Source organism: Streptomyces sp. NBC_01476, assembly GCF_036227265.1.
Lineage (GTDB): Bacteria > Actinomycetota > Actinomycetes > Streptomycetales > Streptomycetaceae > Actinacidiphila.
Map to the genome: position 1 here is coordinate 5,703,211 of NZ_CP109446.1, position 15,917 is coordinate 5,719,127.

General features: G+C 67.0%; 11 protein-coding genes and 5 pseudogenes. 11 read left to right on the forward strand and 5 right to left on the reverse strand.

Annotated elements, in window-relative coordinates; translation table 11 throughout:
* Positions 1-77: 77 nt before the first annotated feature.
* On the reverse strand, positions 78-2,285 hold the full coding sequence (locus OG552_RS25035; protein WP_443071029.1) for an FAD/NAD(P)-binding protein: 2,208 nt from the start codon (positions 2,283-2,285) through the stop codon (positions 78-80).
* Positions 2,286-2,567: 282 nt separating this feature from the next.
* Between OG552_RS25035 and OG552_RS25040 the strand changes: the two genes are divergently transcribed.
* Both OG552_RS25040 and OG552_RS25045 read left to right on the forward strand, forming a co-directional pair.
* Positions 2,568-2,771, forward strand: coding sequence for an acyl-CoA carboxylase subunit epsilon (locus tag OG552_RS25040; RefSeq protein ID WP_329136567.1), 204 nt, complete (start codon positions 2,568-2,570; stop codon positions 2,769-2,771).
* A gap of 25 nt (positions 2,772-2,796) precedes the next feature.
* Entirely contained in the window at positions 2,797-4,464 is a 1,668-nt protein-coding gene (locus OG552_RS25045; RefSeq protein WP_443071030.1) for an acyl-CoA carboxylase subunit beta, read from the forward strand.
* A 107-nt stretch (positions 4,465-4,571) separates the two neighbouring features.
* Here OG552_RS25045 and OG552_RS25050 read toward each other — a convergent pair whose 3' ends face one another.
* The 3 genes and pseudogenes from OG552_RS25050 to OG552_RS25060 form a co-directional block, all read right to left on the reverse strand.
* Positions 4,572-5,435, reverse strand: coding sequence for an NAD-dependent protein deacetylase (locus tag OG552_RS25050; RefSeq protein WP_443071194.1), 864 nt, complete (start codon positions 5,433-5,435; stop codon positions 4,572-4,574).
* 781 nt (positions 5,436-6,216) lie between these two features.
* A pseudogene (locus tag OG552_RS25055) lies at positions 6,217-7,009 on the reverse strand (transposase family protein).
* A 737-nt stretch (positions 7,010-7,746) separates the two neighbouring features.
* A pseudogene (locus tag OG552_RS25060) lies at positions 7,747-8,838 on the reverse strand (integrase core domain-containing protein).
* 105 nt (positions 8,839-8,943) lie between these two features.
* On the opposite strand from OG552_RS25060, the gene OG552_RS25065 reads away from it, so the two are divergent.
* The 6 genes from OG552_RS25065 to OG552_RS25090 all read left to right on the forward strand — a co-directional run bounded on the left by OG552_RS25065 (position 8,944) and on the right by OG552_RS25090 (position 12,828).
* Positions 8,944-9,567 carry an RHS repeat-associated core domain-containing protein gene (locus tag OG552_RS25065; protein ID WP_329136571.1) on the forward strand — a complete coding sequence of 208 codons (624 nt, stop codon included), beginning with the start codon at positions 8,944-8,946 and terminating at the stop codon, positions 9,565-9,567.
* A gap of 652 nt (positions 9,568-10,219) precedes the next feature.
* Complete coding sequence (locus OG552_RS25070; protein ID WP_329136573.1) at positions 10,220-10,543, forward strand: hypothetical protein; 324 nt, start codon at positions 10,220-10,222, stop codon at positions 10,541-10,543.
* Between the two features lie 43 nt (positions 10,544-10,586).
* Positions 10,587-11,410 (forward strand): IS5 family transposase gene (locus tag OG552_RS25075; protein WP_443071195.1). Its coding sequence is split into 2 segments (ribosomal slippage): positions 10,587-10,923 and positions 10,923-11,410, totalling 825 coding nucleotides; the frame shifts between segments, so codons are not numbered across the junction.
* A gap of 7 nt (positions 11,411-11,417) precedes the next feature.
* On the forward strand, positions 11,418-11,741 hold the full coding sequence (locus OG552_RS25080; protein WP_329136575.1) for a hypothetical protein: 324 nt from the start codon (positions 11,418-11,420) through the stop codon (positions 11,739-11,741).
* 239 nt (positions 11,742-11,980) lie between these two features.
* Positions 11,981-12,304 (forward strand): hypothetical protein, encoded by a 324-nt coding sequence (locus OG552_RS25085; protein ID WP_329136577.1) that lies wholly within the window; start codon positions 11,981-11,983, stop codon positions 12,302-12,304.
* Positions 12,305-12,396: 92 nt separating this feature from the next.
* Positions 12,397-12,828: a hypothetical protein gene (locus tag OG552_RS25090; RefSeq protein ID WP_329136579.1), complete on the forward strand. Its 432-nt coding sequence runs from the start codon at positions 12,397-12,399 to the stop codon at positions 12,826-12,828.
* 13 nt (positions 12,829-12,841) lie between these two features.
* On the opposite strand, the pseudogene OG552_RS25095 reads toward OG552_RS25090, so the two are convergent.
* A pseudogene (locus OG552_RS25095) lies at positions 12,842-13,405 on the reverse strand (IS5 family transposase); the annotation flags it as partial.
* A gap of 13 nt (positions 13,406-13,418) precedes the next feature.
* On the opposite strand from OG552_RS25095, the pseudogene OG552_RS25100 reads away from it, so the two are divergent.
* From OG552_RS25100 to OG552_RS25110, 3 genes and pseudogenes are all read left to right on the forward strand, one after another.
* Positions 13,419-14,258, forward strand: a pseudogene (locus OG552_RS25100) (hypothetical protein); the annotation flags it as partial.
* Positions 14,259-14,486: 228 nt separating this feature from the next.
* Positions 14,487-14,723: a hypothetical protein gene (locus tag OG552_RS25105; protein ID WP_329136583.1), complete on the forward strand. Its 237-nt coding sequence runs from the start codon at positions 14,487-14,489 to the stop codon at positions 14,721-14,723.
* Between the two features lie 494 nt (positions 14,724-15,217).
* A pseudogene (locus OG552_RS25110) lies at positions 15,218-15,916 on the forward strand (IS5 family transposase); the annotation flags it as partial.
* Between the last annotated feature and the right edge of the window lies 1 nt (position 15,917).

Below are 15,917 nucleotides of genomic sequence, written 5' to 3' on the forward strand. Positions count from 1 at the left end.
CGCTACCTCTTCCGGCCCCTCTTCCGGCCCCGCGGAGGCGTCCCTGGGGGCATCTGCGAACTCGCTGCGTGGTGTCCTCACTGGTGCACCTCTCTCATGCGGGTGGCGATCGGAGTCCCGGGAGTCCCGGGAGTCCCGGGAGCAGCCGGAGCGATCGGGGCGGCGGGAGCGGTCGGAGGAGCCGGAGCGGCCGCGCTGCCAGAAGCGCCGCCCGGAGTGCCTTTCACGGTGTCCGCCGCCGCAGGACCGTCTGCCGGGCGCACCCGATCCGGCGCGGGCCCCGGCGGGGCGGGCAGCGCCAGCACCGTGCCCGCGATGGCGTCGGAGTCCTCCAGCGTGACGGACCCGACCCCGGGCCGTATCCCGGCGGCCGTGACCCAGTGCACCGACTCGGTCGGCACCCCGTAGGCGAAGCGCCGCGGGTGCGCCGTGCCGTCGGCGCGCAGCAGGTGGTACGGCCGGGCCGACACGGCGAGCCCCCCGGTCTCGTAGTCGCCGTCCGCCCCGGGGATGCGGTACGGGCGGCACAGCCCGGTGTCCAGCAGCCGCCGCAGCAGCGGGTCGGCGGTGCGGCGGAGATCGGTTTCGCACAGCCGGGCCTCGATCAGGGCGGTGGCCCGGATCCGGACGCCGGGGATCTCGGTCGACGTGGCGACGAAGCCGGCGCCCCGCACACCGTCCCCGGGGTCGGGGGTGACACGCATGCCGGGGCCGGTCAGGTCGAGCACCCCGGCGTCCAGCAGCGCGATCATCTCCTCCACCCGGCGGGCGGGCGGGCCGATGGACAGATAGGCGTTGAGAGGCGTGTACCACTGGTCCAGTTCGTCGCGGTGCGAGGCTCCGTCGAGCCCGCCGTGGTCAACGGCGAGCCGGATCTCGTTGCGCAGGTCCCGCAGCACGTCCAGAGCGGCCTTGAGCGGCCCGTGCACGTTGCCCCGGTGCGCCTCCCGAACATCCCGGATCAGGTGCTCGCGCAGCCAGCCGCGGAACTCCGCCAGGTCGCGGAAGACCCGGGAGCCGTACGGGCGGGTGATCACGCCCCAGTCCCAGCGCTCCTCCGGCCCGATCCCCGCGGCGTCGAGCGCGGCGTCCTCCGCCTGCCCCGCGGCGGCACGCAGGAAGCACGACGAGAACCGTGCCACGCCGGCCGGGTCGTCACCGCGCGCGGTCAGCAGGGCCTCGTAGTAGACGCTCCGCACCTCCTTGGAGATCAGCGGCCACAGATCGGTGCCGAAGCGCAACGGCTCCGCGCCTGGCGCGCGCAGCGCTGCGACGTGTTCGGCGGTCAGCAGCCGCGGGGTGTGGCGGCCGTGGGCGCCCTTCTCGTTCTCACCGCGGGAGTGGTACGGGACACCGCGCCGGGAACCGGCGTACATCTTCGGCTCCCGGCCCGACGGCCGGTAGACGAGCCGGCCGTCCACGGGCTCGAACCTGCCGCCCCTGGCATGGGTGAACAGCGACATGTAGTCGAAGAAGTTGAGACCCAGCCCGCGCAGGAGTACGGGCTCACCCGGCGGCACACACGACAGGTCCACGTCCGCGGGGTTGGCCGGGGCGATGTGGATGAGACCGTGGCGGGCGGCGAAGGCCGCGAGCGTCCGCTCGTGTTCGTCCGGGCGGGTCGGCAGGTGCCCCTGCGCGAGCACCACCGCGGACAGCCCCGTCAGCCGGGTTCCGTCCTCCAGCAGCACGCTCTGTGGCCCGTGCCCGGCCGGCACATTCGGCACCGGCGGCAGGTCCGGCGCGGGCACCACGTCCGGCACAGGCGTCACGTCCGGCCCGGGCGGCTCCTCCTCCAGGGCCATCGCACGCACCGGGTGCGGGCGGATCACCACGTGTGCCGGGGCGTTTGCCACGATCTGGTGAAAGGCCCAGGTCAGATAGTGGCCGTACAGCGAGCGGGTGGGATAGGTGTCCGGGTCCAGCGCACGGGCCTCGGCCAGTACCCGCGCCCCGGTCGGCGTAGCCGGCCCCGGCGGAAGGGCGCCCCGGCCGAGCGATCTGGCCCACTCGTAAAGGCTCGGCCCCTCCTCCAGCGGGCCGCGGATCCCCACGCTCTCGTCGGTGTACACCGTGACCTGCGAGGCCACGGTGTTCATCAGCAGGTGCGGCGACTGTGACGGCCGCCACACGCGGCCCGCGCCGGGCGGCTCCGGGTCGACGACGTGCACCGTCACGTGGTCCCACAGCGGGGACTTCCGCTCCTGCGCGCACAGTCGCTCAAGCACGGAGAGCCCGCGTGGTCCGGCCCCGACGAGGCACACCTCGGTGCGCCGGCCGCTCACCAAGACGCTCCGCCCGGCAGTGGGTCACGCCTCAAAAGGCCCGTTGGCATGGTCGCGTTCTCCTTGTCGCGGAGGGGGCACACCGGCCTGCAAGCAATGGCCGTGCGGCGCGCTCCACACTCCTCACCCGCTCGGGAGAAACGCTCGACCTGCGCTCGCGTCCCGTTGGAGGCCCACGGCGGCCCGCCGCGGACGAAGGACGGCACTGCCCGATGTCGAGCGGGACACCAACCGCCCTGCAGGGGCGGCCCGCATGGTGGCGGGAAAGCCGGGAGGTGTCCTATGGAGCAGTCGGCGGGCGAGGCCGTGAGGGTGGAGCGCGGATCGGCGGACGAAGTGGAACTGGCCGTGCTGACGGTGGTGTTGATGTCGGTGCTCGGCCGGCCGCGGGTGCCGGGGGACGAGGACGTGGCGGTGCCGGTCGCCGCGCCGTGGCACCGGTGGGACCGCGTGGCGGCGTACCGGTCGCCGCGCAGCTGGCAGTAGTGGCCGCACCGAGAAGGGACGGGCCATGACCCTGACCGATGATGTCTCCCCCTCGCACGCCGGCGGAGACGGACCCTCGCCGACGCCGGCCCCGGACGAAAGCGCGCGCCCCGATGCGCGGGACCGCCCGCGTCCGGACCCGGACGGATCCGGCGGGCCCGTGGCCGCCTTGCGCGAGGTACGGCAGCGGGCCGTGGACGGACCCGGCGCCCGGGCGACCGAGGCGCAGCACGCGAAGGGGAAACTCACCGCGCGCGAGCGGATAGCGCTGCTGCTGGACGAGGATTCCTTCCACGAGATGGAGCAGCTCCGCCGGCACCGGGCGAGCGGCTTCGGCCTGGAGGACCGCAGGCCCTACACCGACGGTGTCGTCACCGGCTGGGGCACGGTGGAGGACCGCACCGTCTTCGTCTACGCACATGACTTCCGGATCTTCGGCGGGGCGCTGGGGGAGGCGCACGCGGCCAAGATCCACAAGGTGATGGACAAGGCGATCGCCGTCGGTGCCCCGCTGGTCTCGCTCAACGACGGCGCGGGCGCGCGCATCCAGGAGGGGGTCTCGGCACTGGCGGGTTACGGCGGGATCTTCCAGCGGAACAGCCGGGCGTCCGGCGTCATCCCGCAGATCTCCGTCATGCTGGGCCCGTGCGCGGGAGGCGCCGCGTACAGCCCGTCGCTGACCGACTTCGTTTTCATGGTCCGCGACGTCTCACAGATGTTCATCACCGGCCCCGACGTGGTAAAGGCAGTGACCGGCGAGGAGATCACGCACGACGGGCTCGGCGGCGCCGATGTGCACGCCCGGGTCAGCGGGGTGGCGCACTTCGTCCACGACGACGAGGAGAGCTGTCTCGCCGACGTCCGCCATCTGCTGTCACTGCTGCCGCGCAACAACCGGGAGATGCCGCCGGCGGTGACCGCTCGGGACCCGGCCGACCGGCGCTGCGAAGCCCTGCTCGACCTGGTGCCCGTGAACGGCAACCAGCCCTACGACGTGTGCCGGGTGATCGAGGAGATCGTCGACGACGGGGAGTACGTCGAGGTCCACGAGCACTGGGCGCGCAACGTGGTCTGCGCCCTGGCCCGGCTGGACGGCGCGGTGGTAGGCATCGTGGCCAGCCAGCCGCAGACGCTCGCCGGGGTGCTGGACATCAGCGCCAGCCAGAAGGCCGCCCGCTTCGTGCAGACCTGCGACGCGTTCAACGTCCCCATCGTCACCCTGCTGGACGTGCCCGGGTTCCTGCCCGGCACCGACCAGGAGCACGGAGGCGTGATACGCCACGGCGCCAAGCTCCTCTACGCCTACTGCAACGCGACCGTCCCGCGTGTCTCGCTGGTCATGAGGAAGGCATACGGTGGCGCCTACATCGTGATGGACAGCCAGTCGATCGGGGCCGACCTCACCTTCGCCTGGCCGTCCAACGAGATCGCGGTGATGGGCGCGGAAGGCGCCGCGAACGTGATCTTCAGGCGCCGGCTCGCGGAGGCGGCGGACCCCGAGGCAGAGCGCGAGCATCTGGTGAAGGAGTACCGCGCCCGGCTGATGCATCCGTACCATGCCGCCGAACTCGGCCTGGTGGACGACGTGATCGACCCGGCCGACACCCGGCGGGTGCTCATCGCCTCGCTGAGGATGCTGGTTTCCAAGCACGCGGATCTGCCACTGCGCAAACACGGCAACCCTCCCCAGTGACGGGGGCCGGAACTGAGTCACCGCCCGCGTCCGGGCCGGTGACCACGGGGCCGGCCGGTGAGGTTCTGCGGCGCCTCGGTGCCTCGCGGACGGCCGTCCGTCAGGCGTCAGGCGCCGAGGTGGTCGGCGAGGGCGGTGAGAGTGGGTCCGAGCGGCAGGTCGAGCCGTAGTGCGGCGAGGGCGTCCCCTCGGGTGTTGCCCTGGTTGACGATCGCCACCGAAGTGCCCTGGCGGGCGGCGCGCCGGACGAAGCGGAGCCCGGACATCACGGTGAGGGAGGAGCCCAGGACCAGCAGGGCGGAGGACGCGTCCACCAGGCCGTAGCACCGCTGAACGCGCTCTGCGGGCACGTTCTCCCCGAAGAAGACCACGTCCGGCTTGAGCGTTCCGACGCGGCAGACCTCGCAGGCGACGATGCGGAACTCCGCGGTGCGGGCGGCGGGGAGTTCGGCGTCACCGTCCGCCTTGGTGTCGGCTTCGATGTCGCGGAAGCCGGGGTTGGCGCGGGCCAGGCGTTCGTCCAGGCGCGTACGGGGGCTGCGGTCGCCGCAGTCGAGGCACACGACGCGGTCGAGCCTGCCGTGCAGGTCGATCGTCTCGGAGGTGCCGGCGGCGGTGTGCAGGCCGTCGACGTTCTGGGTGATCACCCCTGAGACGAGGCCCGAGCGCACCAGACGGGTCACGGCCAGGTGGCCGGCGTTGGGGCGGGCCTGGGCGATGGCCTGCCAGCCCAGATGGCTGCGAGCCCAGTACCGGCGGCGGCTCGCCTCGTCCGCGGTGAACTCCTGGAAGGTCATCGGTACGGAGGGCCGCCGGCGGCCGGTGACGCCGCGGTAGTCCGGAATGCCCGATTCTGTGGAGAGGCCCGCGCCGCTGAGGACGACCACGGAGCGCCGCCCGGCGAGGAACCGGACCAGCGCCTCGGCGCCCTCTCCCAGCCCGTCCGCGGCGCTGCCCGCCGCCCCGCCGATCGGGGGCGCATTCCGTCCGCCGAGCCTGTTCACCCCGGACTCCCCGGCCCCCTCACCGGGAGCAACGGGAGTGTGCGGGGCTTGGCCGGCCGGACCGGTCACGGTACCGATGTCCACCCCAGCAGCGTACGCCCCCCGCCCCTTTCCCCACCTCCACCACCCACGCCGCCCACCCTGGCCTATGGACTCCTGCCCGAGGGTCCGGGCCTGGCCTCTCCGGCAGTGAGGGGTTCGATGCGGCGGGGTCGGGGGCGCCTCCGGCGGGTGACGTCTGTACGCGGCTTTCGCGTTGTAGTCAGCTTTCAACCCCACTACCACCGTCGTGCCCGTCCCCGCGGCTACTGCGGGGGAGCCGTCCGGAGTACGCCATCGCCCCCACCAGCGCGGTGGCGGCGTCGGCCTGCCAGACCAGCCCGTCCACCAAGGGCCGCCGGGTCCTGGAATACGTCTACGCCACCGCCACCACCGCAACAGCCACGTCGTTCGGCAACATCGCCGGGCAGGTACAGCAGATCCGCGAGTGGTCCACCGCCCCCGGCGCGTCCGCGGCTGGTTTTGCCGGGGGTCTGGGTCCGGGTACCGGGGAGTTGTTGGTTTCGGTGGTCCAGGAGGCCAGGCGCTGGGCCGGGCCCAGGGGCCAGGTCTGCCGGCCGAACGCTTCCTCAGCCTCGACCCGTCCCTGGCGGCAGCGCCAACGCCTACGACTACGCAGGCGCAGACCCCACCAACCAGTTCGACCTCGATGGCAATTGCTGGGGCAGTGAAGTTTTCTCAGCGAAGATCATTTCCAGATTCCGTTGAGGACGAGTGCGGCGCGGGCGATATCGCCGATCCGGCTGGGGCTGAGGGAGACGTGCTTGAGCGTGCGCCAGCGTTCCTTGAGTTCGGCGGCAGCGCGTTCGCCGAGAGCGCGCAGGTCTCTGATCAGGGTGTTCGTGGTGCGGGTGTCGGCGTGGAGGCCTTTTTCGGACTTGCCCTCGGGGCGGCGGACCGGGACGTGGATGCCGATGCCGGCGCCGATGTAGCCCTTGTCCGCGAGTGTCGGTAGGCCGTTGGCGGCGGCCTTGTAGAGGGCAGGCAGGGCGTGGATGCGGGCGGCGGTGATGTCCGGGGTGGAGCCGGGCTCGACGTCGGAGACCCACAGCGGGGTGCCGTCCGGGGAGGACAGGAACTGCACGTTGCTTCTGGCTGAACCAGAGGTCGTTGCCGTTCTCGCGGACGCCGGCCAGGCGGTCGGATCCGATGAGGGTGCCGTCGAGGATGACGTGTGTCATTCCTTCCCGTCGGCAGCGGTTGAGGACGTCGTGCAACTCGGGGGCCCGGTCGGCGAGGACGTCGATGCCTTCGTGGAGGTAGCGGTAGCCGGTGGCCTGGAAGATGCCGGCGTCGCGGGACAGGCAGTGCACGCACGCCTGCTCGCGGAACCAGCGCAGGACCAGCGCGGCCTGGCGGAACGGGCCCAGGACCCGTGAGCCCCGCGGAGTGTGCCATCGTCGGCGGTGGGCGGCCAGCGGTCGTGAAAGGTGGTCCACGACGTGGCGTGGGACATCGAGCGTGGCAACATGGGTGACCAACGTGAAGCCTCTGGTAGTTCGGACGAGATCTTGTGGTGAGACCTGTCCTACCAGGGGCTTTACGTCTGCCTACAACCAGGATGGGTCCGCCCGATCCGTCCAGGGGCGAGCGGTTCACAACGCTTCGCGAAGATCATTTCGCTGAGAAAACCTCAGTCGCCGGCGCAAGACGGTGCACGCTGGCTGGAAACGACCTATCGATATTCTATACGGGTTGGGGGAGAATTATTCGCTGGTAGCAGCGTGTAGTGGCTCCGATAATGCAGGAGTGCGCCGCCGATGCGAAGGAAATGAAGCCGGATCCTTCGGCGGCGCAAGTATCACACAGGACTGGAAATGGGAAAAGTCAGCATATACTTCCTCGGGGTTTCCTCAGGAGTATTCATTGCCGATTTGATCGCAGAACGCGCTCAAAAGATCGGAATCCCCGTCGCTCCCAAGTTGATCCGAATATCAGCTCTCGCGGCCTTTGTCGCTTTTATCGCATTGCTTGTATTTGGTTGATCCGACTATGCCGACCCCGGCTGTTCAACGGGGTATGGCGCCCGTTGAGAAAGGCTGCCGAGTCCGCTTCTGCTGGTGGTCCTGCTCCGTGAGCCTCTGGAGGAGTTCGGTATCGCCGATGACGGACGGTTGTTCAAGAGCGGTGGCCGCTTCCAGGAGCCCGCGAGTTGCTGCCAGCGAGCGGGCGGCCCCTACCTGGACGTTGCCCTTGCCGAAAACCTCGTCCGTGCAGGTCATGCGGCATGTTGGTACTCGTGGAGGACGCCGCCGAGTCGGTTGCGTTTTCGTATGTCGAGGCGGGCGATCTGCCCTGAATCGGTGATCGGCGCGGGCAGCGGGTGCATTGGGCGGGCGTTGGCGATGCCCTGGTGCGGGCGGTGCTCGTTGTAGAACTGCTCGAACTCCCGCAGTGCGTGGAGAGGTGCCGTTGGTTCCAGATCAAGCTCCGGTCCAGCAGCTCGCGGCGGCAGGTCTGGACCCACCTTTCCATGATCGAGTTCATCCGTGGCATCCGTGCGCCGCTGAGCACCACCTCGATCCCCGCGTGGTCGAGAATGGTGTCGAACAGTGCGGGGAACTTCCCGTCGGGGTCGCGGATGATGAACCGCGCGCGGCAGCCGGCGTCTTCGAGGTCCATGACGAGGTTCTTCGCCGCCTGGGTCACCCAGGTTGCGGTGGGGTGCGCGGTGGCGCCCAGGATCCGGATCCGCCGGTTGGCGTACTCGATCACCGCGAACACGTACAACCGGGCCCCGGACAGGGTGACGGTCTCGAAGAAGTCACACGCCGGCAGTGCATCCGCTTGGGAGCGCAGGAAGTCCGCCCACGTGCTCGACCCCCGTTCAGGGGCCGGCGGGATGCCGGCGTCCTGGAGAATCTCCCAGACCGTGGACGCTGCCACCTTCACTTCGAGCACCAGCAGTTCGCCGTGCACGCGCCGGTATCCCCAACTGGGATTTTCCCCGACCAGGCGTAGTACCAGGGCCCGGAAGCGGACGGTGCGGGGCCGGCATCCGCGGTTGGGCCGGGATCGGGCGGCGTGCCGGCCGGCGACCAGGTCACGGTGCCAGCGCAGGATCGTGTCCGGCCGCACCAGCAACCGGACACGGCGCAGCGTGTCCTTCGGGAGAAGGTGCAGCAGTGCTGCCAGGAACGCCCGATCGCCGCCGTGAAGCCGACTCGCCGGCCGTTCAGCTGCCGTTCCGGTACTGCGATCTGATGGCGTAGCGCCAGGATCTCCACGTCCTTGTCCGGTCGCCCATCGGCAACAGGCGCAACATGGCGAACGCGTTCGTCACGCTCAGGTAGTCGCGTTTCAACAACACGAGTGATCATCATGCCGAGGTGATCGTCAGCCGCGCCAGAGCACTGCGCCAGCCTCGACATCCGACAGCACGGAGATCACGGCATACCGGACCTGACCAGGGTGGATGAGGTTATCGGCAGGGACAACCCAGATCATCCGCGACCAGGCAGGCAACCTCTCCTACCAGCTCGCCACGACCCAGACCACCGGCACCCTCCTGATCAATGCCGCCAACGACGCCGTCACCCGCCGCTCCTACGACCCGTACGGCAACCCCCGCGGCACCACCCCCACCAACTGGATCTCCCCGACCGACACCCGAGGCTTCCTCAACCAGCCCGCTGACACCACCAGCGGCCTCGACCTCCTCGGCGCTCGCCAGTACAACCCCACTCAAGGCCGCTTCCTCTCACCCGACCCGATCTTCGAAGCCGGCGACCCCAACCAGATGGGCGGCTACACCTACGCCGCCGACAACCCCCCACCCACGCCGACCCCAACGGTCAGCAGGTCGAAGAATGCGCCACCGGCGCTCTCGACAACTGCAGCGGCGGGAGTCCCACCCCTGACTCCACCTATCACGCGAACCTCGACAGAAACGGCGGCGCCGCTCCATCGGCCAACGGCGGAGACGGCAAGGGCAACGGCAAGTGCAACGACGGCAAAACGTGTTGGTCGCCGACCGTCCAGCCCATCGGCGAGGCATGGTCTCCACGCCAAGTGGCCCGCGACCCGGAACGGCCAGTGAGTTGTACGGTCCTCAGCCCGGAGGCTGGAGAGGATTTCTGGGTGATATGTTCGACGGCGGCCCCGTCTGTGATCCAGGATATCCTTGCGAAGATCCAAATAATCTTCCTGACCTTGCGATAGTTCCCGTTGGACCAGGGGGCCCTATCGGGGAACTGCCGCACGTCGAGCCTGGCGAAATACCCAAGGGATTTTCGAATGTCCGCGATTATGCTTTTTTCGCCAAAAGGTTGAAATAGGGATTGTCGGATGCGGGCTACGATGACGCCACTGCCTTCATACAGGGGGAGTGGAGCAACGGGATTTGCATACAAGGATGGCATGCCCTTCGGCCCGCACAGCGATTACGACATTGCTCTGGTAAGCCCCAAGTTGATGGAGAAGGCCGGACGTATACGCGTTCAGATGTGATCCGGCGGAGTTCGGTTCGGGGAGTTGACTGCAGAGAAAATCCGGAAGCTAAAGCTGAAGGGAGTCACTGAAATGCTGGGGGCTATAGCCGGCGGAGATGTAAAATTCATGCTTTTCAATTCTGAGAGCTCAGTTCTGGAGAAAGGTCCTAGCATACCGATCTCTTGACTTGTACCGTGTAGGTGGCGGCCTTCGTCTGCCCGTGAGGCCGCCCCGGCGAATGTGACTCCAAGAATTAAATTTTGAGAAAGATTGTGATGAAGTATATTCTATACGGATCGGTCGAAAAGTCTTTGTTGGCAGTCGTCCAGAATCTGGCTTCCGCGTTGCAGGTAGAGTTCCGCAAGCGTGCCAGTTCCTATAAAGGCGGAGTGTATTATCTTGCTTCCGATGGGGGGAGCGCGAAGGTTATCGTCCAGACGAATTTCGTAGACGATGATGGTTATTTTACCGAGCAAGATTTTAAGAATTATCCAACTCTTATCTATTTCGATGAAATTGGTGACGAATCTCCCATCGGGATATATGGCGGGCTCGATTTGTTGCGTGTAGGAGAAGTTTCTTAGAAGTCGTCTCATTTGGCTGGTTCGGTGGTCTGTGGTCGTGGGGATCGTTGAGCGCTTGGTGCCTGATGAGCTGTGGGACTTGTTCCAGCGGGTGGTGCCGCCTGCGCCGTCGCGGCCGCAGGGTGACGGCCGGCGTCGGTACGGAGACCGTGAGGTGCTGGCGGCCATCGTGTTCGTCGCTACCTCCGGCTGTACCTGGCGCCAGTTGCCGCCTTCCTTCGGGCCTTCGGGACCCACGGCTCACCGCCGGTTCACCGAGTTTGAGCAAGGACCGGGTGTGGGCGAAATTCCACCGCCGGTCCTGGACGGACTCGGCGCGCTTGGTGGGCTGGACTGGAGCCGCTGCGCGATCGACTCGGTGAACATGAGGGCCATGAAAAGGGGGAGCTAACAGGTCCGAATCCTGTCGATCGGGGCAAGTACGGCTCGAAGATCCACTTGATCACCGAGCGGTCCGGCCTGCCCATATCCGTCGGGATCTCGGGCGCCAACCTCCACGACAGCCAGGCCCTCATCCCGTTGGTCTGCGGCATTCCACCGATCCGCTCCCGTCGCGGCCCGCGTCGCCGGCGTCCCGCCAAACTTCACGCGGACAAGGGCTACGACTACAACCACTTGCGCAGATGGCTCGCCTTACGCGGCATCACCCACCGCATCGCCCGCAAAGGCGTCGAGTCCTCCCAACGACTCGGCCGTCACCGCTGGACCGTCGAACGCACGATGGCCTGGCTCGCCGGCTGCCGCCGCCTGCACCGCCGACACGAACGCAAATCCGAACACTTCCTCGCCTTCGCCAGCATCGCCTGCACCCTCATCTGCTACCGCAGACTCAAGACGACTCCAGGCGCTGTGGAAGCTGCGCCATGATGGCCGCGTGAGCGAAGAGACTGTGTTTGAGGCCGTAGCACGCCTGTACGAAGAGTTCATGGAATTTCCCTTTCCTCCCAGATTGGCTGGCGCGGACCGGGCTGGTTTCGATTTGGTGATGCTGGACTCGGACACTGCAGGCTGTGTTTTCGTCTGGATCAAGAACGACGGCGAGCTCGAAGCGCGAGATCGAAACGTTCTGCTTCGCTGCATCGCCCGCCTAAACCGGGTCGTACCTGCGCTCAGCGAAGCGGACAACCCTGACTACTGGCACCGCCTGCGCGAGATGGCTCAACTTGTCGCGGATTCCCCGCACGTAGCCACCAAATGAGATGACCTCCCAGAGGTCGGCAACGGCCGCAGTCTGTTCCGTAGCTCTAGCGGGAACGGTCAACAGTGGTTATACCAGCCGCTACGAGGGCTCGGAGAGACGATTGCCGCCGGGGAGGGTTGCTGGGGTTGCGGTACTTCGCTGCTGTACGGGGCTGCTGCCTGTGGAGCGGCGGGTAACCGACGCCGCGGCGGACAAGCCCACCAGCCAAGTTGCCCTCCGGGTCTAGCCTGCTTGTCGTGCACCTTCAAGACGTTCCTTCGCTCTGGCACCTACGCATGGTCAATGGCGGGCTCGCTCACATCTGGGCCGATGGTTACGAGGAAGTTGACGGGTCCTACGTCTTCGATGTTCTGGCCAGGGTTTCCCTCGCCGACCAGGCTCACCTAGCGGTCACGGGGACCGCGCCGGCCGATCCGGAAGAGGTGTGCGTCACCGTTGCCCGCATTCCGATGAACGCGGTGCAAGACCTCCACACGGCCAAGATCGGCACGGATCTCCCCTACTGCGCCTGCGATCAGGGGCGGCAGTCGCGCGACCACGAGGGGACGTTGGAGCACTAGTTTGGAAGACGAGTGCGGCGGCCCCGTGGTGACCAGGGAAGGCCCCTTCAAGGCCGTGTATCGAAAGTGGATCTTGCGCCTAAGGTGTCGGCATGTCGCTGAGTCACATAGCCCTCTTGTCCGGACGTTCGATCGAGCTCACCGAGCTGCGAATGTCTTCGGCCTATGGAGGGATGCTGGAGGGCTACCCGTGCAAGCCCGTCAACGAGATGAAGGTCAGGAGCCTCCAGCGGCAGGCTGAACGGGCGTTTCCCTCCACGCCGGTCCATCTGGTTCCGCCCTCCCGGGAGTACCCGGACGGGACTGCCGGCGCTTTCGGCCCCGTCGAGGTGCTGCCTTCCGTGGCCTGCATCGGCGCCTTCCGCTCGACGGCGGTCGCCCCTGAACTCGACCCGGTGCTGCACCGTTCCGCCCTCACCGTGATCTGGTTCCAGACCGGCTTGGATGTCCCGTCGGGCGAGGACGCCGACCCTGTGCTGCGCAGCATTCGCTGGGAGGAGCTGGCCCAGGACTACGAGCTCTAGCGACAGGCACCGGTCACAGCCACTCGTTGATGGCAGCGATCAGAACGGTCGCCTCGTAACGAACTGCCAGTTCGTCGTATCGCGTGGCGACGGCACGGTGCCTCTTGAGGCGATTGATCCCGCACTCGACCGCGTGACGCTTATGGTAGTCAGCCGGGTCGAAATGTGGTGGTCGGCCGCCGCTGGAGCCGAGCTTCTGGCGGTTGCGGGCCTGGTCGGCCTTGTCCGGGATCGTGCAGCGGATCCCGCGGCGGCGCAGGTAGGCACGGTTACCGCGGGAGGCATACGCCTTGTCGGCACGCACACGATGGGGACGGATACGTGGCCGACCCGGTCCGATGCGTGGCACGCGGACTTTCTCCAGTACCGGTTCGAACTGCGGCGAGTCCCCTCGCTGCCCGCCCGTGATCACGAACGACATGGGCTTTTGGCCCTGCTCGACGGCCAGGTGCAGTCTGGTGGAGAACCCGCCGCGCGAGCGTCCCAGCCCGTGGTCTCCGGGCTCAGCGAAGACACCGCCAGGCGGTTCCTTCTGCAGGTCGCCTTGCCTTCGTGCCCCGGCCGCATGCTGATGGGCACTCGGCGCCCGGCAGTACGACGCGAGCCAGGGCCGCTTCCTGTCACCCGGCCCGATCTTCGAAGCCGGCGACCCCGGCCGGATGGGCGGCTACACCTACGCCGGCGACAACCCCGCCACATACTCCGACCCCACTGGGCGCATGCTCTACGACCCGGACACCGGGGCGGAGGGCGCCAATGGCGCACAGCTCCAACAAAATGTAAACAGGATCACCATCGACGAAGCCATAGCTCGTGCCACGGTTGCGGCGCGGGCGGCGGATGAAGCCTACGACAGCGAATCGAATCACGTACTGAAGGCGCAGGTTGATGCCGAGTTCGGACGGACCGGTCTGGCAAAGGACGAACTGAAAGCCGCAAAAGCGCAGCAGCAGCTCTACCTGAAGAACGCGGAAAAGGTCAGAGATGCCTTCCGTACAGCCCTGCAGGACATGGTGGATTCCGAAGAGCTGAGCAAGACCAGCCTTAAGAAGATCTCCGTCCTGACTACGGCGTGGAATAAGAAGAATGGAAAAGTCTACATCGGAATAAAGCGGGCGGAAGACACACGTGTGGGCTGGTACGCCGAAGACGACTGTGCCGAGCAGGCAAAAAATGATGAGGTAAAAACGAAAGACCTGCAGTTCGTCAACGCTTACCGGCCATTCAAGGATAAGCTTATGCCCATCTGTGAGAACTGTCAGGCCGACTACAACATAAATCAGCGGGCTTTCTCCGGGGCGAAATTCGATCCGGGCCCGTGGGACAACGAAGAGCGGGACCTGGGGGTACTGCAAGAACAGGTGTTGACAGCTCAAGAGGAGGCCCAAGGCCTGGCCTTCGGATTGTCCGAGGCCCTTGAGGACGAGTAAGTACAATGTGGAGAGAAGCGGCGGTCCCCGGTTACAAGAGCTGGGCCACCAGTCGCGGAAATACGGGATCGAACAGAGCGGTGGTGTGTGGTGCATTTGATCTACTGTGTCTCCGGGGGGCTAATTGAGGCTACGGAGTTCGGGCGTGCGATGTGGGGGGAGCGGGCCGTACTGCCGGACGGCCTGGCAGGATTTCCTGGCGTCAGAGCGGGTGATACCATGGAGGAGGTGCGTTCAGGAAAGCTCCAGGTAATTACCTTCTCGGGCGTGATCACGGAAGTAGAGACGGTCCCCAACGGGACGACCTACGTGACGGTGGTGGACGAAAACGGTGAGGACAACGAGTTCGTCGGGATTGGCGATGTGGACCGCTTTCGCCTCGGCCGCGCGGTGACCCTCCGTGAAGTCGATCTGGGCGGGACCCTCCCCAGCATTCTCACCATCGAGATCTGGTTGGGGGACTGACGGGCTTGCCCGGTGTGCCGCCGAGACCCTGAGGTCCGGGGCGAATCCGAATCCCGGACCGGCATTTTATCGAATATCTACGGACATAATGCCGAACTGGTTTCCTCGATACCCGCCTGGTCCGGCTCGCCAATGACCAGTGGCTGGACAGCGTGACCTGGCGGAGCCGCAAGGATTTCGCCGCCTCCCCGGATCGAGGACCGTTACGGAGGGGATCCCGCCGCCGCGGCGTACACCCCCGGTCGCCATGAGCAGAGACCCTGTGCCGCTCGAAAATACAATTGCGCGTTGTGAGCTGCGGTGATGCCGGGCGGTCACTGACGTTGAATGCGTGATGTCGTCACGGTGAGGCGAGGGTGAATCGGGTCCGGGTGAGGCAGTCGGCGAGGACATGTTGGCGGTATGAGAGATTAAATCCGTTCTGTGGTCGCCTGAACGTGTGGCCTTGCCGCCTTCGGCAGGTCGCGGGGCTGGCGCCGTACTGAGGTGACTGCGTGAGTGACCGCAAGCCCTACAAGAGCGACTTATCCGACGAACGCTGGGCGCTGATCGAGCCGGTGATCACCTCGTGGAAGGTCCAGCATCCCTCGGTCAGCGGCCACGAGGGCCGCTACGAGATGCGGGAGATCGTCAATGCCCAGCTCTACCAGTCCAGGACCGGCTGCCAGTGGGACTACCTCCCGCACGACCTGCCGCCCGCCGGCGCGGTGAAGTACTACTTCTGCACGTGGCGCAATGATGGCACCGACCAGGTCATTCACGACCTGCTGCGCTGGCAGGTCCGCGAGAAGAGGGGCCGATTAGCCGACCCCAGCCTGGCGGTGCTCGACACCCAGAGCCTGCACGCGGCGGCCGGGGTCCCGGCTGAGACGACGGGACGTGACGCGGCGAAGAAGGTGCCCGGCCGCAAGCGGGGACTCGCCGTGGACGTGCTTGGCCTGGTGATCGCCGTGGTCGTGCTGGCGGCCTCCGTCCACGACAACGCCTTCGGCACCGCTCTGCTCGACAAGGTCGCAGCAGGCAGTGGGGGCACCGTGACGAAGGCCCTGGTGGACCAGGGGTTCAAGAAGACCGTCGTGGACCACGGTCATCAGGTGGGCATCGATGTCGAAGTCGTCGAGCGCAACCCGGCCGAGACCCCCGTACGACACGCGCGGCTTCCTCAACCAGCCTGCGGACGGGGGCAGCGGACTC